This is a genomic window from Thioclava dalianensis, assembly GCF_000715505.1.
Lineage (GTDB): Bacteria > Pseudomonadota > Alphaproteobacteria > Rhodobacterales > Rhodobacteraceae > Thioclava > Thioclava dalianensis.
Genome location: NZ_JHEH01000050.1, coordinates 1 through 17,685 on the forward strand (window position 1 = coordinate 1; position 17,685 = coordinate 17,685).

The 17,685-nt window shown below is 61.9% G+C and carries 19 protein-coding genes, 2 tRNA genes and 1 CRISPR repeat array; of the genes, 18 read left to right on the plus strand and 3 right to left on the minus strand.

Translation table 11 applies throughout. The annotated features are described in order from the left end of the window. Window positions 1–10: 10 nt before the first annotated feature. Window positions 11–655, minus strand: a complete 645-nt coding sequence (locus DL1_RS19325; protein WP_143081734.1) for a hypothetical protein — start codon at window positions 653–655, stop codon at window positions 11–13. A 327-nt stretch (window positions 656–982) separates the two neighbouring features. Between DL1_RS19325 and DL1_RS19330 the strand changes: the two genes are divergently transcribed. From DL1_RS19330 to DL1_RS19395, 14 genes are all read left to right on the plus strand, one after another. Next, window positions 983–2,218, plus strand: coding sequence for a tyrosine-type recombinase/integrase (locus DL1_RS19330; RefSeq protein ID WP_038069602.1), 1,236 nt, complete (start codon window positions 983–985; stop codon window positions 2,216–2,218). After that, window positions 2,218–2,748 carry a hypothetical protein gene (locus DL1_RS19335; protein WP_038069605.1) on the plus strand — a complete coding sequence of 177 codons (531 nt, stop codon included), beginning with the start codon at window positions 2,218–2,220 and terminating at the stop codon, window positions 2,746–2,748. The genes DL1_RS19330 and DL1_RS19335 overlap by 1 nt, the downstream gene beginning before the upstream one ends. A gap of 76 nt (window positions 2,749–2,824) precedes the next feature. Continuing rightward, on the plus strand, window positions 2,825–3,019 hold the full coding sequence (locus DL1_RS19340; protein WP_038069608.1) for a helix-turn-helix transcriptional regulator: 195 nt from the start codon (window positions 2,825–2,827) through the stop codon (window positions 3,017–3,019). After that, on the plus strand, window positions 3,019–3,237 hold the full coding sequence (locus tag DL1_RS19345; protein ID WP_038069610.1) for a hypothetical protein: 219 nt from the start codon (window positions 3,019–3,021) through the stop codon (window positions 3,235–3,237). Before DL1_RS19340 ends, DL1_RS19345 begins: the two co-directional genes overlap by 1 nt. Then, on the plus strand, window positions 3,234–3,563 hold the full coding sequence (locus DL1_RS19350; RefSeq protein WP_211250649.1) for a hypothetical protein: 330 nt from the start codon (window positions 3,234–3,236) through the stop codon (window positions 3,561–3,563). Before DL1_RS19345 ends, DL1_RS19350 begins: the two co-directional genes overlap by 4 nt. Continuing rightward, entirely contained in the window at window positions 3,563–4,537 is a 975-nt protein-coding gene (locus tag DL1_RS19355; RefSeq protein ID WP_038069613.1) for a bifunctional DNA primase/polymerase, read from the plus strand. Before DL1_RS19350 ends, DL1_RS19355 begins: the two co-directional genes overlap by 1 nt. A gap of 154 nt (window positions 4,538–4,691) precedes the next feature. Further along, window positions 4,692–5,045, plus strand: a complete 354-nt coding sequence (locus tag DL1_RS19360) for a hypothetical protein (RefSeq protein WP_038069615.1) — start codon at window positions 4,692–4,694, stop codon at window positions 5,043–5,045. A gap of 93 nt (window positions 5,046–5,138) precedes the next feature. After that, window positions 5,139–6,656, plus strand: a complete 1,518-nt coding sequence (locus tag DL1_RS19365; RefSeq protein WP_051693700.1) for a terminase large subunit domain-containing protein — start codon at window positions 5,139–5,141, stop codon at window positions 6,654–6,656. Further along, entirely contained in the window at window positions 6,647–6,979 is a 333-nt protein-coding gene (locus DL1_RS19370) for an HNH endonuclease (RefSeq protein ID WP_038069618.1), read from the plus strand. The genes DL1_RS19365 and DL1_RS19370 overlap by 10 nt, the downstream gene beginning before the upstream one ends. Next, the gene (locus DL1_RS19375; protein WP_038069620.1) at window positions 6,972–8,204 is read left to right on the plus strand and encodes a phage major capsid protein; all 1,233 of its coding nucleotides are present in this window, start codon (window positions 6,972–6,974) and stop codon (window positions 8,202–8,204) included. The genes DL1_RS19370 and DL1_RS19375 overlap by 8 nt, the downstream gene beginning before the upstream one ends. Then, on the plus strand, window positions 8,204–8,857 hold the full coding sequence (locus DL1_RS19380) for an HK97 family phage prohead protease (protein WP_051693701.1): 654 nt from the start codon (window positions 8,204–8,206) through the stop codon (window positions 8,855–8,857). The genes DL1_RS19375 and DL1_RS19380 overlap by 1 nt, the downstream gene beginning before the upstream one ends. Next, window positions 8,857–9,387 (plus strand): hypothetical protein, encoded by a 531-nt coding sequence (locus DL1_RS19385; protein ID WP_038069623.1) that lies wholly within the window; start codon window positions 8,857–8,859, stop codon window positions 9,385–9,387. The genes DL1_RS19380 and DL1_RS19385 overlap by 1 nt, the downstream gene beginning before the upstream one ends. A gap of 1 nt (window position 9,388) precedes the next feature. Then, on the plus strand, window positions 9,389–10,456 hold the full coding sequence (locus DL1_RS19390; protein ID WP_038069628.1) for a phage portal protein: 1,068 nt from the start codon (window positions 9,389–9,391) through the stop codon (window positions 10,454–10,456). Beyond that, window positions 10,456–10,956: a hypothetical protein gene (locus DL1_RS19395; RefSeq protein WP_051693702.1), complete on the plus strand. Its 501-nt coding sequence runs from the start codon at window positions 10,456–10,458 to the stop codon at window positions 10,954–10,956. Before DL1_RS19390 ends, DL1_RS19395 begins: the two co-directional genes overlap by 1 nt. Before the next feature lie 431 nt (window positions 10,957–11,387). Then, window positions 11,388–11,776: a CRISPR direct-repeat array (repeat unit 28 nt; unit sequence GGCTGACCCGCGCGCGTGGGGGCTGATC). 86 nt (window positions 11,777–11,862) lie between these two features. On the opposite strand, the gene DL1_RS19400 is transcribed toward DL1_RS19395, so the two are convergent. Further along, window positions 11,863–11,937 (minus strand) — tRNA-Asn (locus tag DL1_RS19400). A 71-nt stretch (window positions 11,938–12,008) separates the two neighbouring features. Further along, the gene (locus tag DL1_RS19405) at window positions 12,009–12,881 is read right to left on the minus strand and encodes an MBL fold metallo-hydrolase (RefSeq protein ID WP_038069631.1); all 873 of its coding nucleotides are present in this window, start codon (window positions 12,879–12,881) and stop codon (window positions 12,009–12,011) included. Window positions 12,882–12,917: 36 nt separating this feature from the next. On the opposite strand from DL1_RS19405, the gene DL1_RS19410 reads away from it, so the two are divergent. From DL1_RS19410 to DL1_RS19425, 4 genes are all read left to right on the plus strand, one after another. After that, window positions 12,918–14,252 (plus strand): ATP-binding protein, encoded by a 1,335-nt coding sequence (locus tag DL1_RS19410; RefSeq protein WP_038069633.1) that lies wholly within the window; start codon window positions 12,918–12,920, stop codon window positions 14,250–14,252. A 224-nt stretch (window positions 14,253–14,476) separates the two neighbouring features. Further along, window positions 14,477–16,900: an endopeptidase La gene (lon, locus tag DL1_RS19415; protein ID WP_038069635.1), complete on the plus strand. Its 2,424-nt coding sequence runs from the start codon at window positions 14,477–14,479 to the stop codon at window positions 16,898–16,900. Window positions 16,901–16,998: 98 nt separating this feature from the next. Further along, entirely contained in the window at window positions 16,999–17,412 is a 414-nt protein-coding gene (locus DL1_RS21080) for an HU family DNA-binding protein (RefSeq protein WP_051693703.1), read from the plus strand. Between the two features lie 20 nt (window positions 17,413–17,432). Then, window positions 17,433–17,507 (plus strand) — tRNA-Val (locus DL1_RS19425). The last annotated feature ends 178 nt before the right edge of the window (window positions 17,508–17,685 follow it).

Below are 17,685 nucleotides of genomic sequence, written 5' to 3' on the forward strand. Positions count from 1 at the left end.
GACGCCCCCGTTACCGAAGTCCAGAGCCTAGCGGAACCTCATCGGGCAGGGTGGCCAGCAACGACTTGCAGAGCTGGGATTCCGAACGGTCTTCGTTCCACGCGGCGTTGCGGCCAGCGATCATCAGGTCAAGCAAGGTCATTTTCCCGAGCGCCGAGAGGACTTCACGCCCCGTCAGCTCCTTGAACTTCTTCAAGTTCTGATAGCCGCGCGCATGGCTTGTGAGTTCTTCGCGGAAGAATTCGAAATTCAGCAATTGCATTGGATCCGCATCATCGGGGGGTGGCGCATGAATGCCATGTCGCGCGATGTGCGCCCAGCACCGGCGCACCCGATCATCGGCGGCGATCTCGGACGCCGGATCGCGGTCGCTGACGCGTCGCATCATGTTGTTGCGATCGATTCTGGCGCGCTCTTCGCGGATGACCTCGGCCAGCCAAAGGCGTCCTTCCTCCATCGTGATCCCATGTTCGATGATTTCCTGCATGACAAAATCGCTTTCTGCACTGATCTTGCGGGACAAAATAAGTGCGGAAGCGAGTTTTGTCGTCCCCAAGGAGAACTTGAAGTCGATAATTCCTGTGGATTGTCGAGCGACGCGCCGTCGCCACTGATAGACATTGCCGCGTTTGAAGAGGTGGGGTTGGCCGTTCATCTCGAGGGTCCGATCCAAGCTGGGACGGACAAACGCAAGAGCACGGGTATGGAACACACCTATGCCGCAGCTATGCAGCTAGATGAGTTACTTTTGTAGCTATTTCAACGCCTTACGGGGAGAAATGGCTCCGGCGGTAGGGATCGAACCTACGACCAATTGATTAACAGTCTAATTTTGCGGCCTATCTTTGAAAAACGGTTTCTAACGAAATTCGCAATAAGTCCTTGTTTTATGGCGATTAGTGCCTAACATTGGGGAACGAAGGCAAACGGGGCGATAAGCTATTCTGTGCCCCCAACTGTGCCCCCAAAGGACAAATTGATTATGAAGCTCACCGCTCAGAACGTTGACAGGATGAAGCCGACCGGCTCCCGGCAACAGATTGCAGACGATAATTGCCCAGGCCTAAACCTGATCGTGCAGCCCACCGGAAAGAAGGGCTGGGCGGTGCGCTACAGGGTGAACGGAACACACCGGCGCATGACCCTCGGGGCCTATCCCGTGCTGTCTCTCGCGGATGCGCGCCAGCGGGCGCGGGAGGTGTTCGCAGCGGCGGCGGAAGGGCGCGACCCCGCCGAGGAAGTGCGGGCCGCGAAGGCTCCGAAGCCCCAAGAGGATCGGGACAAGGTGCAGACCTTGCTCGGGCAGTATGAGAAGCGCCACCTCAAGAGCCTGAAATCCGGCGCGACCGTGAAACGCGAGCTTGACCGGTTCGTCGGTGCTGAGTGGGGCGACCGTGATATTCACGAAATCACCAAGCGCGACGTGATCGACCTGCTAGACGGGATCGCGGATAGCGGGCGCGTGGTCACGGCAAACCGCATCCGGGCCTATCTCTCCAAGTTTCTCAACTGGTGCGTTGAGCGGGACATTCTGCCGATGAACCCGGCGACCGGCGTGAAGCCTGTGGCGAAGGAAACGAGCCGCGACCGCGTTCTGTCTGACGACGAAATCCGGTGGCTCTGGCAAGCCTGCGACGATCTGGGCTTTCCTTGGGGGCCGTTCACTCAAACCCTATTGCTCACCGGGCAGCGATTGGGCGAGGTGGCTGGCATGACCGATAACGAGGTGAGCGGCGACCTGTGGCATCTGGACGCCAAGCGCACGAAGAACGGGCGAGCGCATGACGTGCCGCTCTCCAAGACCGTGCGCGACGTTCTGGCGCGCGTGGAGCGGATCGAGGGCAAGCCGGGGCTGATCTACACCACGACCGGCGAAACGCCTCTGAGCGGCTTTCACAAGGGCCGAAACCATGTGGCCGAGAAGATGGCCGAGGTGGCCGAGCGGGAGACGGGCGAGCCTGTCGAAATTCCGCACTGGACCTTCCATGACCTGCGCCGCACGGCGGCAACGGGAATGGCGCGGCTTGGCATCCCCGTGCGCGTCACCGAAGCCGTGTTGAATCACGTCTCAGGCACGGGCGGGGGGATTGTCGCGGTCTATCAGCGGCACGACTATGCGGACGAGAAGCGAAAGGCGCTCAACGCTTGGGCGCGGCTGGTGCGGGAGATTGTCACCGGCAAGGCGGATAACGTGGTGCGGATCGAGGGGGCGCGGTGATGGGAGCAAGTATTGACGAGCTCAAGAACGGTCTGGAGAGGGCGCTAACGGCATTTAAAGAAAACGAGATTATCGGAGCTTTGACAGCGCTTGACGCTGTAACTGAATTTTTAAAAGCTGAGAAAATCAAACCGGCGTCTCTGCTTATTCCTTTAGTTTGGCTTAGCGATGATGTCATTCATCGTGAGCTGAGGGTAAACGGAAAACGCGATTTCGAGGCTACGCGGATGGCCTCAGCCGCTGCGGCAGTTGATCTACTGAAGGCTGAAGGTTTCTCGGTTAAGGATGCGTGCAACTTCGTCTCTAGAAGTTGTGGAGACTTATCTTCGGATCAAATTTTTGAGTTTAGAAAGAACATTGGAAAAGGTCGCGCCGGTCAAACTGCAATTGATACCTACTACTGGTATAAAAAACATGTTTCATATTTGATTGATAACATGGACCCTTCGCAGTTTCGGGATGATGTGCAGCTTGAGAAGCTTCGTAAAGATATGATTATGGCAGGCGTTCGAAGCCTCTATCATAAATAGGGTAAACCCTCGGATAGAATTACCCTATAGCTCCAACTTTATTGCCTCCACAGTTTGTTAAACGTGAGGCTACTAGATGGAACGCAAACTTCTCCCTGCAAACGCTGTTCGCATGATGTGCGGCGACGTTTCCGACATGACTATCTGGCGCTGGCTCCATGACGCGGAGCTGGACTTCCCGAAACCAATCTACATCGCTCGGCGGCGCTACTGGCGCGAAGCCGAGGTGCTGGCGTGGCTTGACGCGCAGGCCGAAAAGGGGGCCGCGTGATGCTGAGATTTGACCCCCGCAACCTTGAAGAAGCGCTCCTGCTCAAGCCCGATGGCCTCTTTGAAATGCAGACCGTTCACGGCAACGTGCAAATCGTCGTGCATCGCTTCGGTGAGCCTGACGAGATCATCCCGTGCCTTTCTCCCGGCCATGCGAATCAGGTGCGCCAGCGGCTCACCGATCAAGGAATGGTCGGGCTGGTGGGGTATGCTCGATGAAACAGGAAAAGCAAACCCCCGGCGCGCTGGCGGGCGCAGCCGAGGGGCAATTCAAAGCTGGTCAAGCTCCCCGCAAATCTAAGGGAAAAGCGCCGACACGGCAACGGAAATGGCGTGATAAACACCCGAAGCGGTATCTCGCGCACCTCGCGGTCGCGAATGCTTTGCGGCTCGGCGTGATGGAGAAACACCCCTGCGCAGTCTGCGGCAATCCGAAGGCTGACGCGCATCATTCCGACTATGACCGGCCCTTTGATGTTCTCTGGCTTTGCAGGCGTCACCACGTCGCGCTGCATCGCTTGGGCAAGGTGAAAGGTCACGGCTAATGAGCTTCGCCCGCTGGCAACCGCATTACGCGGCGGCGGGCGTTGCTACATTCCCGGTCACACCCGAGAAAACGCCTGCCGTTACCAATTATCTCAAGATCGGCCTTCCGGCGAGCCAACTGCTTGCCGGTCGGTTCGGATCGTCACAGGCGCTAGGCTTTGCGCCCGGTCCCAAGTCGGGCCTGACGATCCTTGACGTTGACACGACCGACGAGCGTATCCTTGCTGATGCTCTCGACCGGCACGGGCAAACCCCGGTGATCGTGCGCAGCGCGCAAGGCCGGTGGCACGCCTATTACAAGCACAACGGCGAGCGGCGGCGGATCAGGCCTGACGCTTCCGTGCCTGTCGATATTCTCGGCGGGGGCTATGCGGTCGCCCCTCCGTCGCGCGTCAGTCTGGGGCAATATGGCTTTGTCTCAGGCTCGCTAGAGGATCTTCCCGACCTGCCGGTGATGCGGGCCGCTAACGAGCCTGACAAAGCGCCTCGCGAGGCGGTGGGCATAGGGCAGCGCAATGATACGCTCTGGCGCCGCTGCATGGCCCAGGCACGTCACTGTGACGACTTCGAGGCGATGCTGGACGTGGCCTTTACCGAAGCCGAAGCGATGTTTCCGCCATTGCCCGAGGGCGAGGTGGTCAAGGTCGCGCGCTCGGCGTGGAGCTACACCGAACGGGGCGAAAACTGGTTCGGCTCCGGAAAGCGCGTGGCCTCGCATTTTGACGAGATCGACGGGCTAATGATGGACGCGCCCGACGCCTATATCCTGCTGACCTATCTGCGCAGGCATTACGGCAGCTTCACCACGTTCACCGCACCCAATGACATGGGCGAGCGGTTCGGCTGGACGCCCAAGAGGATGGCAAGGGCGAGGGGCGTTCTGATCGCTCAAGGGCTTATCGAGGAGCTGCACCCGGCATCTAGCTATCACGGTGCTGCGGTCTATGGCTGGGCTAAAGGTGGTCAGAATTGACCACCCAATATAATATAAACACCTCCCCCAGCATGTTCTGAGCCTGAGAGGCGCAAACCCTGATCGGCGCATCATTGGCTCGCATCACCTGTGTTAGCTAACGTGATGAAATGAGATAATTATCAAATGGTTACGCTGCGGATATAATGTGGGCATGTCCCTCAACGCATCCGCCCGAGCTACTGCTGATCGCCTCATCGCTGCGCACGGTGGGCCTGCCACGCTCACGCATACCGAGAACACGGCGAGTAGCCCATATGACGAGGGCACGACCACCATCACCAACACGCAGGTGCAGGTGGCGCGCACGGGCTTTGACGCTGGCCTAGACAACCCGCTGTTGCTGCGCTCTGGCGATTGGCTCGGCGTGATGAAGGTGGGTGAAGCCGTGCCTCTCCCTCTCGATACGCTCACGGTGGGCGGCATTGCCTATACCATCATGGAGGTGAAGCGGCTCGGCGCTGATCCCGAACAGGTCGCGGCCTATGCGATCACCGCGAAGGTGTGACGATGCGTGGTGAGCGGTCCCAATGCCCCGGTTTCAGTTGGGGGAGGCCTCTCGCGGAGCGGGGTAGCCTTTCTACACACACGGGGGGCGCAGATGGCTAAACCCTCGACCCTCGCCAAGCGTTTTGCGGCCTCTCTGAGCGTTCCGACCGGGCGTCTCGCGGGTGAGCCTATCAAGCTGGCTCCCTATCAGCGCCAATTCATTGACGGGGCTTTCGCTCCCGGAATCAATGTGGGCTGCTTAAGTGTGGGCAGGGGTAACGGCAAATCCACCTTGTCGGCGGTGCTGGCCTTGGGCGAGCTGGTCGGCGCGTGGAGCGATGCGGCGGAACGCGAAATCCTGATCGCTGCCAAGACGCAGCAACAGGCGCAAATCTGCTGGCACTACGTCGCGAGCCTGACCCGGACCCTGCCCGAAGACATGCAGGCGGCTATCACGATCCGGCGGCAACCCCGGTTTGAGATACAGTATGACGACGAACGGGGGCCGCACATTCTCCGGGCTATCTCGGCGGATGGCAAATCAGCCCTCGGCACTTCTCCGACCTTGGCAATTCTCGATGAACGGGGCCATTGGCCCTTGGCTCAGGGTGACGAACTGGAAGCGGCCTTGCTCACCGGCCTGTCAAAGCGTGACGGGCGGGCGTTGATTATCTCGACCTCGGCAAGCTCTGACGCGCACCCGTTTAGCCTCTGGCTCGACCGGGACGCGCCGGGCGTCTATCGGCAGGAACACCGGCCCGAAAAGGGCTTGCCTGCGGATGATGTGGCCTCGCTAATCGTCGCGAACCCCGGCACGAAATACGGCATCGGCCCGAGCCTCGACCGCCTCAAGGCTGACGCGGCACTCGCGCTTGAGCGGGGCGGCTCTGCGCTGTCGCGCTTCCGGCTGCTGTCGCGCAATGAGCGGGTGCAGGAAGACAACCGCGACGTGCTGTTGGGCCTTGATGATTGGCTTAAGTGCGAGGTGACGGACCTGCCCCCGAAAGAGGGGCCATGCGTGATTGGCCTCGACCTGGGCGGCTCTGCGTCCATGTCGGCAGCGGCCTATTTCTGGCCCGAGACGGGGCGGCTTGAGGCTTACGGCACCTTTCCCGGTTCTCCCGGTCTGGACGCGCGCGGGCAATCCGACGCGGTGGGCGACCTCTATTGCCAGATGGCGCAGCGGCACGAGCTGTTCACCTTGGGCGATAGGACCGTGCCAATTGTCGAATGGATCGAGAGCGTCTTGCGCCGTGCCGTGGCCGAGAATGTCGCCTGCATTGTCTGCGACCGCTTCAAGGCTGCTGAGATGGGCGAGGCTCTGGACAAGGCCGGAAGCCGTGCGCCGGTGGTCTGGCGCGGCATGGGCTTCAAGGATGGCTCGGAGGACGTGGAGCGGCTGCGGCGGCATGTCTTTGACGGGCGCGTGAAGTCTCCCGAAAGCTACCTGTTGCGCCACGCCTTCGCGGAAGCGGTGGTGCTGACCGACCCTGCGGGCAATGCGAAGCCCGCCAAGGGGCGCAGCATGGGCCGGATTGATGCGGCCTGCGCTGCGATGCTGGCCGTCTCCGAAGGCGCGCGGATGCTCAGCCGACCGGCTCCAAGAGCGGGGAGGGTGATGTGGGCGTAACCTTCAAACGATACGGCACATGGGTTTATCGCGATCGGCGCTGGCCTGCGCTGCGCCTGATGGCGAAGCGGCGCGACGGTTTCCAATGCGTCAAATGCGGCTCTCGTTACCGGCTGGAAGTGGATCACATCCGGCCCGTGCGTGATGCGCCTGAAAAGGCGTTCGACCTCGAAAATCTGCAAACGCTCTGCGGCCCGTGCCACGGCGCGAAGACCCGGATCGAGGCTGGGCATCCTGAACTATCCCCCGAGCGTCAACGGTGGCGCGATTTGCTGCGGGACATGCAGCGCAACCCTTCGAGCAAAGAGGTAAAACATGCTTGATTCTGTGAAGATCCAGCGGCGGCAATCGGAAATCCGCCAAAAGCTGGCCGAACTGTCGGGGAAGGAAACCCCCGACGAAACCGAACTGCGTTCGATGAATGACCTCGACGCGGAATATCGGAGCAATGAAACCCGCTATCGCGCGGCGCTGATCGCTGAGGATAGCGAGCGGCGCGAGGCTGGCGAAGAACTCGAAACCCGTTCGGGCCGCGAATGGTCCGATCTGGTTTCGGGCTATGAGCTACGCCAAGCGGTGCTAGCCCTCGATGAAGGCCGCGCCCTCGATGGCCGCACGGCTGAGGTGGTGCAAGAGCTGCGCAACGCTGGCGGCTATCGCGGCGTTCCCGTGCCGCTCATGGCTCTGGAACAGCGCGCAGGCGAAACCGTCTCGACCGGCACGCCTGACCCGATGACCACGCGCCCGATTATCGACCGGCTTTTCCCGGCATCGGTGGCCGCGCGTCTTGGCTTCCAGACGATCAACATTGACCACGGCTCGACCGAATGGCCGGTGGCGACCGCTGGCGCGGTGGCGGGCTGGGCTGCAACCGAAGGCGGCAACGTGGCCGGACCCTCGGCATTTGCCACGGCGGAAAAATCGCTCGCTCCGAACAACACCCTTGGCGCGCATATGCGGATCACGCGCAAGGCGCTGAAACAGACGGGCAGCGGGCTTGAGCAAGCAATCCGGCGCGACCTTGCATCGGTGATCGGCGTGGAGCTGGACAAGGCCTGTTTCTCCGGCACCGGCGCGGACGGCGAACCGCTGGGCGTGGTGGCCGGGGCTGCGACCTACGGCATCACCTCGACCGCGATTGACGCGGTGGCGACGTGGGCAGCGATCCGGGCTGAGGTGGTTGCCTTCATGGAGGGCAACGCGGCATCGGCTCCGACTGATGTGAAGATCGGTTTCGGCCCGAGTGTCTGGGCTGATCTTGATGACCAATTCGTCACCGGCACGGCAGTTACCGAGCTTGACCGGATGGTCGCGAAGATGGGCAACCCGGCTCTGTCGAACACCCTCGACACAACGGCGGTGTTGACGACCTCGGCGGGCGGCATCGCTCCGGCCTTCCTCGGCATCTGGGGCGCGGTTGATCTTATCCGTGATCCGTATTCCGACGCACAGTCGGGCGGGCTGCGGCTGACCGGGCTTGTGACCGCTGACGTGACTGTCGCGCGCGGCTCGCAACTGCGCATCCTCACCGGCTTGGCGGCGGCGTAATGGACTGGGGCGGCCATAGCGGCGGGCTGGAAATCCGCAAGCGGGCATCTGGCGCAATGGCGCTGCATGGCCGCTTTCCCTACGGCAAACGCGCCGTGTTGAGCGATGGCGGGAAGCGGGGGCGACCTCAAAAGGAAGTCTTCGCGCCAAAGGCTTTCGGCTATCGGGTGAACGATCCGAAGGCCGAAATTCACCTGCTGATCGGTCATAGCTATGACAAGCCGCTCGCCTCGAAAGGGGCGGGCAGTTTGACCCTCACCGATACCGACGAGGCGCTGACATTCGAGGCGGAAATCCTGCCCGAAATTCAAGCCTCGACGTGGTGGAAAGACTTTCTGGCGCAGTATGAGGCGGGCTTGGTCGGGGGCATTTCCCCCGGCTTTCGCATCCCGCCCCCGGTGACTGTGCCGAACGCTGAGAAGATCGTGGCGGAAGACCCGAGCCAAGGCCGCGCGATGATCCGCACGGTGTTTCAGGCGCTGCTTTTCGAGCTGAGCATTGTGACCCAGCCCGCGTATCAGGAAACGCTCTTGGAGCTGTTCACCGGCGACAAGCCGCAAGACCAACCGCAAGACAAGCCCGAAGGGCGCTCGGCAGTTTGGCTGCCCGAGGGCGCAGGGCTTCAACGCACCCTTAACCGGTGGAGGCTCTGATGGCGGTGACGCTGAGACAAACCGAAGAAATCCCGGCGAGCTATCCGACTGTTTCCGGGCTGTCGGACGCGGCGCAGGTGCTCGACGCGGCGGCGCTCTGGCAACGGATCGAGGCATATTGCGCGCATCGCTGGACCGCGCGCGGCGTGGTCTGGATCGTGGAGGGGGCAGGGGATTGGCAACCGCCTTTGACCCCGGCGACCCTCGACACGGTGGAGGAATGGCAGGCGGGCGAGTGGGTGGCCTTCACCCCCGGCGCGTCACCCTTCGGTGGCTATGACCTGCGCGGCTGCGGGCCGTATCGGATCACGGCAACGGTGGGCGGCGGCGATCTTCCTGCGGCTGTCTCCGAGGCGTTCCGGCGCTTGGCTGAATACCTGGCAACCGCTCCGGCTCCGACCGGGGCGAGCGCGCAAACCGTCACTGTCGGGCAGCTATCCGAAGCGGTGACGCTCACCCCCTCGCATATCGCGCGGGCGATGCAATTCAGCGGCGCGGCTGACCTGCTGCGCGCATATCGGAGGGCATGACATGGGCCTCTTGCAACGGATCTTCGGAAAGGCTGAGACGCGGGCAACCGGCACGGGCTACACGTCGCAGGTGATGACCTCGCGCGCGGCTTACATCACGGGCCGGGATGGCGCGGCGGAACTCACCGCGACGGTGCAGGGCTGCGTGTCTCTCTGGGAAAGCGGGCTGAGCCTCGCGGACGTGCAGGGAACGGACGTTCTGACCCGGCGCAATCTCGCGCTTGCGGCGCGGGCCTTGGCGCTGCGCGGTGAAGCGGTGTTCTATATCGCGGAAGATCGGCTGATCCCGGCGACCGATTGGGATTTGACGACCCGCCTTGCGCAGCCGGTGGCCTATCGTCTGACCCTGCCAGATACCGGCGGCGGGCGGACCATGACCGCGCTTGCGGGCGAGGTGCTGCATTTCCGTATCGGCAGCGACGTGAACGCGCCTTACTCGGGGCAGGCACCCTTGCGGCGCTCGGGCCTCACGGCGGGGCTGTTGCACCACGTTGAAACCGCGCTGGCCGAGGCGTTCCAGAATATGCCGCTTGGCTCGCAAATCGTGCCAATGCCGGAAATGCCCGACACGGACATGACCTCGATGGCGGGCAGCTTCCGGGGCAACCGGGGCAACGTGCTGATCCGCGAAAGCGTCAATGTCTCGGCGGCGGGCGGGCCTGCGCCGGTGCAGGATTGGAAAGCCTCGGACGTAACCCCGGACCTTTCCAAAGCGATGACCCGCGAAACCCTCTCGGCGGCGCGGGATGCGGTGCAGATGGCCTTCGGCGTCCTGCCGGGGCTTGCCAGCTCCGCGACAACCGGGCCGATGGTGAGGGAGGCGCAGCGCCACCTTGCGCAATGGACCCTGCAACCGCTGGCAATGTCGATGGCCGAGGAAGCGACCGAAAAGCTCGGCGCGGTGGTGGACATAGACACGCTTCGACCGCTCCAAGCCTATGACGCAGGCGGGCGGGCGCGTGCGGCCGCAACCGTGGTGCAGGCTCTCGGCATGGCGAAGGAAGCGGGCGTTGACCCTGACCAAGCGTTGAAGCTGGTGAACTGGGGGAAAGACGACGGGGCCGCGTGATGCTGGTGTCTCTGGTCCAACAGCGCAAACTTGAACGGCAGGCGCGGGACGCGCGGCGCGGCAAGCTCGGGCGCGGGCGATACGACAACCTCGTCAAAGAGCTTGTGGACGTGATCCAGCTAGCCTTCGAGGCGGGGGCGACCGGCTCGCTCTGGGGTCTGGAAGGGCCGTTGCGGGCGGGCCTGCGCTCCGATCTGTGTTTGCAGGGCTGGGGCTGGGATAGCGCCGATCTGATCGCGCGGGAGATATTGGCCGAGGCGTTCCGCGCTGCTGGCGCGAAGCGTCCAACTTGGAATGAGGGGCAACCGGAATGGACAATTCACGAGGGCCTGTTGATAGAGCGGACCCGCTGTATTCGTTGCGGCAAGCCATTGCCCGAAGGTCACAAGAAGTATTGCAGCGGTCTTTGCGCGAGCACCCATCAATCCCGGATCGACGCGCTGAAGAATTTGCAGGTGAACAACGCCGTTCGGTCGATGGTCGGCATCCGCTCGACCTAGTGCATCGCTGCGAGGTTTGCGGCAAGCCCCTGCCTGAGCGTGATCGAAGCGGGCGCCGAACACGTATTGACCGCAAATACTGTTCGCAAGCTTGCTTCATTGAGTCATGGAAGATTGATCGCCGTTTCGGCCTTCCCGATAGGCATTGCCGGGAATGCGGTGCGTTGATCCCCATGGAGACCAATCTGAAACGCGAGTTTTGTGGCGAGAAGTGCAAGCGTAAGAATGAGTATTGGAGATACCGGGAGCACACACAGAACAAAAATCGCAAAGCCGTAATGAAGGCTAGGGCAGGTCGATTTTGTATTGTCTGTGGTGATCCTATCCCGCTTGAGCGGCGCGTCAATGCGCGCTCTTGTTCGCCTCGATGCGCGACGAAAAAGAAGATCAGTGACAACAAGGCAAGGCGGCACGCCGCAAAGCGGGCAAAGGGCTGACCTGCGCGCGCGTGGGCTGATCTCCGCCAAGTTGGCGGAGATGAGGTGCAGGCTGACCCGCGCGCGTGGGGGCTGATCTGGTCTGTCCCAACTTGGGACACACGAAATCAAGGCTGACCCGCGCGCGTGGGGGCTGATCGAAACGCGTTGGAGACAACAACGCGATTGCCACGGCTGACCCGCGCGCGTGGGGGCTGATCCTCGCTCAGTCGCAAGTTGCTACTCACGACCCAGGCTGACCCGCGCGCGCGTGGGCTGATCCGGAGGTAGTGGTGTTGGCTTTGTCAACACCACCGCTGACCCGCGCGCGCGTGGGCTGATCGGTGCTTCGTTTCCTTTGGGAACTGTCCACTGAGGCTGACCCGCGCGCGTGTGGGCTGATCTGTGCCCCCGGTGTGCCCCCGTCTCCAGAAACGAGAAAAGCCCCCGAAGGGGCTAGCTCGCAAATCTTTGATTTATCAGGGAGATTTGGCTCCGGCGGTAGGGATCGAACCTACGACCAATTGATTAACAGTCAACTGCTCTACCGCTGAGCTACGCCGGAACACGAGGGGGTGTATATGAATCTCGAACGGGGTTGTCCAGAGGGTTTTCGGAGAAAAATTCATCTTCTTGTCACGGGCGGAAAAATTCAGCCTCTGGGCTTAGTGCGGGGCGGGCTTGGACTTGGTTTGTGTCATTTAATTCAATGAGATGGGCAAGAATGTTTCGCAGGGCGGCGGCGTGAAGATGGCGTGGAATGTCGTGGTAGATACGTGCGGTGAGTGCAGCCGGCATGGCCGGAGCGTCGCTTAGCGCGGCGAGGATCTGGGCGCTGCGAGTCTCGCGGTGCTGGCGGTGCTCGGCGATCAGCGCAATGGGCGCATCGACCGGCGCGCCATGGCCGGGATAGAGCCTGCGCGGCCCAAGTGCTGCGATCCGGTCGATTGAGCGGAAATAATCTCCCAGATCGCCATCTGGCGGTGAGATCAGGGTCGTCGACCAGCCCATGATCAGATCGCCGCTTAGCACGGAATCACCGAGCTGGAAGCACAGATGATTGCAAAAATGCCCCGGCGTGTGCAGCGCGGTGAGCGTCCAATCGCCATGTGAGAGCGTCTCGCCATCGCTCAGCATTCGGTCGGGGGCAAAGGCGTGATCGACGCCCTCGCCACCGCCAACCATCCCATCGCGCGCGAGTCGCTCCATGATCGCAGAGCGCCCGGCCTGCGGGGGACCAAAGGCATGCACGGGCGCGCCAGTGGCGGCACTGAGCGCTCGCGCCCCCGGGGAGTGATCGAGATGGGCATGGGTCACCAGAATATGGGTCACCCGTTCGCCCCGATCGAGCCCGTCGAGAATCGCCCGCAGATGGGTCGGATCATCCGGGCCGGGATCGACAACCGCGACCTCACCCGTGCCGATCACATAGGTGCAGGTGCCCGTATGGGTCATCGGCGAAGGGTTTGGCGCCACGAGTCGCCGCAGGCCCGATTCCATCTGTTGCATCTTTTCCTCCGCAGCGCGCACAGCTAGGGTTCTGCCATGAATTTTGGCTGGCTCAAACAGATGATGCCGCGCGGGCTCTATGGGCGTGCCGCGCTGATTCTGATTCTGCCGGTCGTGACGATCCAGCTTGTGGTCTCGGTTGTGTTCATCCAGCGCCATTTCGAGCGCGTGACCCGGCAGATGACGCAATCCATGGTGCGCGAGATCGAATTGCTCGACACCGTGGCGCGTACTGCGCCGACGCCCGCGCTCGCGAAGTCGCGGATGGGGGCGGTCGACAGCATTCTGGGGCTGAGCGCGCGCTATCCTGCGCCCGAAGCGCTGGCCCATGCGTTGGGTGATAAGCGCAGCTGGTTCGATTTCACCGGCTTGGTGGTGATTTCGACGCTGCGCGCGCGGATCGACAATATCCGCTACATCGATCTCAGCGATGGCGAGAATCGGGTGACGGTGGTGCTGGATGCGCCGCTCGGGCCGCTCTCGCTCAGCTTTTCGCGCGATCGGGTCTCGGCCTCCAATCCGCATCAGCTTTTGGTGCTCATGGTGTTCGTCTCGGTCTTGATGACTCTGGTGGCCTATCTGTTCCTGCGCAATCAGCTGCGCCCGATCCGCAGGCTGGCAGATGCCGCAGAGGCGTTTGGCAAGGGGCGGCATATTTCCTACCGGGTGAGCGGGGCCAATGAGGTGCGCTCGGCGGGCTCGGCTTTTCTCGATATGCGCAACCGGATCGAGCGCCAGATCGAGCAGCGCACGTTGATGCTTTCCGGGGTGAGCCATGATCTGCGCACGCCGCTCACCCGGCTGCGGCTGGGGCTGTCGATGATGCCCGAGGGGCCGGATGTGGAGGCCATGGAGCGTGACGTCGATGAGATGAACCGTCTGGTCGATGCGTTTCTGGATTTCGCGCGCGACGGGGCCTCGCAGGGGGAGCCGGTGAAATGCGACATCTGCGATTTTGTGAGCGGTGTGGTCGAGGATTCGGCGCGGGCCGGACAAAATGTCACGCTGCGCGGCTGCGAGGGCTCGGGGGAGGCGACGTTCCGCCCCGACGCGCTGCGCCGCGCGTTGGAGAATCTGATCGGCAATGCGGTGCGCTATGGCACGCGCGCGGAGGTGATCGTGACGATTTCGCAAAAGGGCTGGCGGGTCGCGGTGGTCGATGACGGACCCGGGATCGCGCCCGAGCGGCGCGAAGAGGCGGTGCGTCCCTTCACCCGGCTCGATCCCGCGCGCAATCAGGATCGGGGGCAAGGCGTGGGGCTGGGTCTCTCGATTGCCGCTGATATCCTGCGCAGCCATGGCGGTTCGCTCAAGCTGGGCGAAAGTGCGCAGCTTGGCGGGCTGCGCGCCGAGATGATCCTGCCCCGCTGACTCTGCCGATTAACAAGCCGATAACTATCGCTCATTTTTTCGCTCAGCGATGCGACAATCTCGAAACGCACCCTTGCCCCGAAAGACCCGCCCGCGCATTGTGTCAGGTGAGTGACACGCACCTAGTTGAACCCCACCAGTTGCCCACCTAGATATTGGGTCTAAAGGGAAGGGCACGGCTGCCGATGAACGGGGTCGAGCCCTTTTGCCACAGAGGAAAACAAATGACCGATAATACTCCCGTCACCCATCCGGTCTTGCCGCTCCGTGACATCGTGGTTTTTCCGCATATGATCGTGCCGCTTTTTGTGGGGCGCGAGAAATCGGTGCGCGCGCTGGAAGAGGTGATGTCAGAGGATCGCCAGATCCTGCTGGCCAGTCAGATGGACCCCGCCGAAGATGATCCCGAAACCGATGGGATTTACCGCGTCGGCGTGCTCGCCAATGTCTTGCAACTGCTCAAGCTGCCCGATGGCACCGTGAAAGTGCTGGTCGAGGGCAAGAGCCGCGTGAAGATCACCCAATTCGTCCATAACGACTCCTATTTCGAAGCCGAGGCCGATCCGCTGTTCGAGCTGCCCGGCGACGAGGCGTCGGTCCGTGCGCTGCTCAACACCGTGGGCGATGAGTTCCAGCGCTATGCCAAGATCAAGAAAAATATCCCCGAAGAGGCGCTGGTCGCCGTCGGTGAAGCGGTCGATGCCGATAAGCTGGCCGATCTCGTCTCGGGGCATCTCGGCCTTGAGGTCGAGCAAAAGCAGGATCTGCTGGAGACGCTCGACGTCGCGGAACGGCTTGAGAAGGTCTACGGCCTGATGCAGGGCGAAGTCTCTGTTCTGCAGGTCGAGAAGAAGATCAAATCCCGCGTGAAGACGCAGATGGAGAAGACCCAGCGCGAATATTATCTGAATGAGCAGATGAAAGCTATTCAGAAGGAGCTGGGCGACGGCGAGGACGGCCAGAACGAAATCGCTGAGCTGGAAGCCCGTATCGAGGCCACCAAGCTCTCCAAAGAGGCCCGCGACAAGGCCGATGCTGAGATGAAAAAGCTCAAGTCGATGTCTCCGATGTCGGCTGAGGCTACGGTTGTGCGCAACTATCTCGACTGGATGCTGTCGATCCCGTGGGGCACCAAATCGCGCGTCAAGAAAGACCTCCTCAAGGCCGAGGCGGTGCTCGATGCCGATCACTACGGGCTTGAGAAGGTCAAGGAGCGCATCGTCGAATATCTCGCCGTGCAGGCGCGTTCGGCCAAGCTGAAAGGCCCGATCATGTGCCTCGTCGGGCCTCCCGGCGTGGGGAAAACCTCGCTGGGCCGCTCGGTTGCGCGTGCCACGGGGCGTGAATTCATCCGCATCAGCCTTGGCGGCGTGCGCGACGAATCCGAAATCCGCGGCCACCGCCGGACCTATATCGGTTCGATGCCGGGCAAGATCATTCAGGCGCTGAAAAAGGCCAAGACGACCAACCCGCTGATCCTGCTCGACGAGATCGACAAGATGGGTCAGGACTTTCGGGGCGATCCGGCCAGTGCAATGCTTGAAGTGCTTGATCCGGAACAGAACTCGACCTTCGTGGACCACTATCTCGAGGTGGAATACGATCTGTCCAACGTGATGTTCCTGACCACGGCCAACAGCTACAACATGCCCGGTCCGCTGCTTGATCGGATGGAGATCATCACGCTTGCAGGCTACACTGAGGATGAGAAATCTGAGATCGCCAAACAGCACCTGATCCCCAAACAGATCAAGGGCCATGGTCTCAAGAAGGGCGAGTTCGTCCTGACCGATGGTGCGCTGACCGACGTGATCCGCTACTACACCCGCGAGGCGGGCGTGCGGAACCTTGAGCGCGATATCGCAAAGCTCGCGCGCAAGGCGGTGACCGAGATCATCAAATCGAAGGGGACCGTCAAGGCGATCACCGTCGATGAGGACAAGGTCGGCGATTATCTGGGCGTCAAGAAGCACCGCTACGGTCTGGCCGAACAAGAAGACCAGATCGGTGTCGTCACGGGGCTGGCCTGGACGCAGGTGGGCGGCGATCTGTTGCAGATCGAGGCGCTGCGCCTGCCGGGCAAGGGCCGGATGAAGACCACGGGCAAGCTGGGCGATGTGATGAAGGAATCGATCGACGCGGCAAGCTCCTATGTCCGTTCGGTTGCGCCGCAGATGGGCATCAAGCCGCCGAAATTCGAGAAATGGGACATCCACGTTCACGTCCCCGATGGCGCAACGCCCAAGGATGGCCCCTCGGCGGGTCTGGCGATGGTCACCTCGATCGTCTCGGTGCTCACCGGCATTCCGGTGCGCAAAGATATCGCAATGACGGGCGAGGTCTCCTTGCGCGGCAATGCAATGCCGATTGGCGGACTCAAGGAGAAACTTCTGGCCGCGCTGCGTGGCGGGATCAAGACGGTGTTCATTCCGCAAGAGAATGAGAAAGACCTCGCCGAGATCCCCGACAACGTCAAAGAGGGGCTCAAGATCGTACCTGTGACCCATGTGACCGAAGTGCTCGAACGCGCGCTTGTGCGCATGCCAGAGCCCGTCGAATGGGACGAAGAGGCCGAGGAGGCGGCCGCAGCCGCTGCGGCCGCTGCCAAGGGCTCCGACGGACATGGCGCCGCGACCACGGCCCATTAAGCCAACAAACGCCCGCCGCATCCCACGCGGCGGGCGTTTTGCGTCTCAGACCACTTATTGCTAGGCTTCCCCCTATTTCAGGGAAAAGAGGATCCATCATGGCCAAAGCCACCACTGCCAAGAAAAAGCCTGTTGCTTTGAAAACCCAAGACGATCCGCCCGCACCCGCCTCGGTGCCCGAGTTGACGCCCGCCGAAACTGGCGAGGCGCCCGACACCAAGCTGGTGCTGCGCAAAAAGACCTTTGTCGAGCGCGTGATGGTCGAGGGCGGTCTGAAGAAAAGCGAGGCGCGGGGCGCGATGGACGCGGTGCTCAAAGTCTTGGGCGAGGCGCTCTCGGAGGGCGAAGAGATGCAGATCCCGCCGCTGGGCAAGCTCAAGGTCAACCGCCAGTTCGAAAAGAACGGGGATGAGATTCTCGTCGTCAAACTGCGCCGTCCCTCCGGCATGCTGGCCGATGTGGCTGCGGACGAAAAAACCGACACTTCCCCTCTTGCGGAGGATGAGGACTGACGCTAAAAGCCGCGCCACGGGGGCGATTAGCTCAGTGGTAGAGCGCATCGTTCACATCGATGATGTCGCAGGTTCAAATCCTGCATCGCCCACCATTTTCCCCCAAAGGCGCGCCCCTCACCGGGCGCGCCTTGGTCGTTTTGTCCCCTTTGCACATCAAGGCACAAACCCCTCTTGATTGCCGGGCGCGCGCGCTCTAAAGAGCGGGCAGGGGGCGGTTAGCTCAGTTGGTAGAGCGCTTCGTTTACACCGAAGATGCCGGGGGTTCGAGTC

Excerpts from the sequence above, each read along its gene's own strand:
- DL1_RS19325 (WP_143081734.1), bottom strand. The coding sequence starts at position 655 with ATGAACGGCCAACCCCACCTCTTCAAACGCGGCAATGTCTATCAGTGG.
- DL1_RS19330 (WP_038069602.1), top strand. The coding sequence starts at position 983 with ATGAAGCTCACCGCTCAGAACGTTGACAGGATGAAGCCGACCGGCTCC.
- DL1_RS19335 (WP_038069605.1), top strand. The coding sequence starts at position 2,218 with ATGGGAGCAAGTATTGACGAGCTCAAGAACGGTCTGGAGAGGGCGCTA.
- DL1_RS19340 (WP_038069608.1), top strand. The coding sequence starts at position 2,825 with ATGGAACGCAAACTTCTCCCTGCAAACGCTGTTCGCATGATGTGCGGC.
- DL1_RS19345 (WP_038069610.1), top strand. The coding sequence starts at position 3,019 with ATGCTGAGATTTGACCCCCGCAACCTTGAAGAAGCGCTCCTGCTCAAG.
- DL1_RS19350 (WP_211250649.1), top strand. The coding sequence starts at position 3,234 with ATGAAACAGGAAAAGCAAACCCCCGGCGCGCTGGCGGGCGCAGCCGAG.
- DL1_RS19355 (WP_038069613.1), top strand. The coding sequence starts at position 3,563 with ATGAGCTTCGCCCGCTGGCAACCGCATTACGCGGCGGCGGGCGTTGCT.
- DL1_RS19360 (WP_038069615.1), top strand. The coding sequence starts at position 4,692 with ATGTCCCTCAACGCATCCGCCCGAGCTACTGCTGATCGCCTCATCGCT.
- DL1_RS19365 (WP_051693700.1), top strand. The coding sequence starts at position 5,139 with ATGGCTAAACCCTCGACCCTCGCCAAGCGTTTTGCGGCCTCTCTGAGC.
- DL1_RS19375 (WP_038069620.1), top strand. The coding sequence starts at position 6,972 with ATGCTTGATTCTGTGAAGATCCAGCGGCGGCAATCGGAAATCCGCCAA.
- DL1_RS19380 (WP_051693701.1), top strand. The coding sequence starts at position 8,204 with ATGGACTGGGGCGGCCATAGCGGCGGGCTGGAAATCCGCAAGCGGGCA.
- DL1_RS19385 (WP_038069623.1), top strand. The coding sequence starts at position 8,857 with ATGGCGGTGACGCTGAGACAAACCGAAGAAATCCCGGCGAGCTATCCG.
- DL1_RS19390 (WP_038069628.1), top strand. The coding sequence starts at position 9,389 with ATGGGCCTCTTGCAACGGATCTTCGGAAAGGCTGAGACGCGGGCAACC.
- DL1_RS19395 (WP_051693702.1), top strand. The coding sequence starts at position 10,456 with ATGCTGGTGTCTCTGGTCCAACAGCGCAAACTTGAACGGCAGGCGCGG.
- DL1_RS19405 (WP_038069631.1), bottom strand. The coding sequence starts at position 12,881 with ATGCAACAGATGGAATCGGGCCTGCGGCGACTCGTGGCGCCAAACCCT.
- DL1_RS19410 (WP_038069633.1), top strand. The coding sequence starts at position 12,918 with ATGAATTTTGGCTGGCTCAAACAGATGATGCCGCGCGGGCTCTATGGG.
- lon (WP_038069635.1), top strand. The coding sequence starts at position 14,477 with ATGACCGATAATACTCCCGTCACCCATCCGGTCTTGCCGCTCCGTGAC.
- DL1_RS21080 (WP_051693703.1), top strand. The coding sequence starts at position 16,999 with ATGGCCAAAGCCACCACTGCCAAGAAAAAGCCTGTTGCTTTGAAAACC.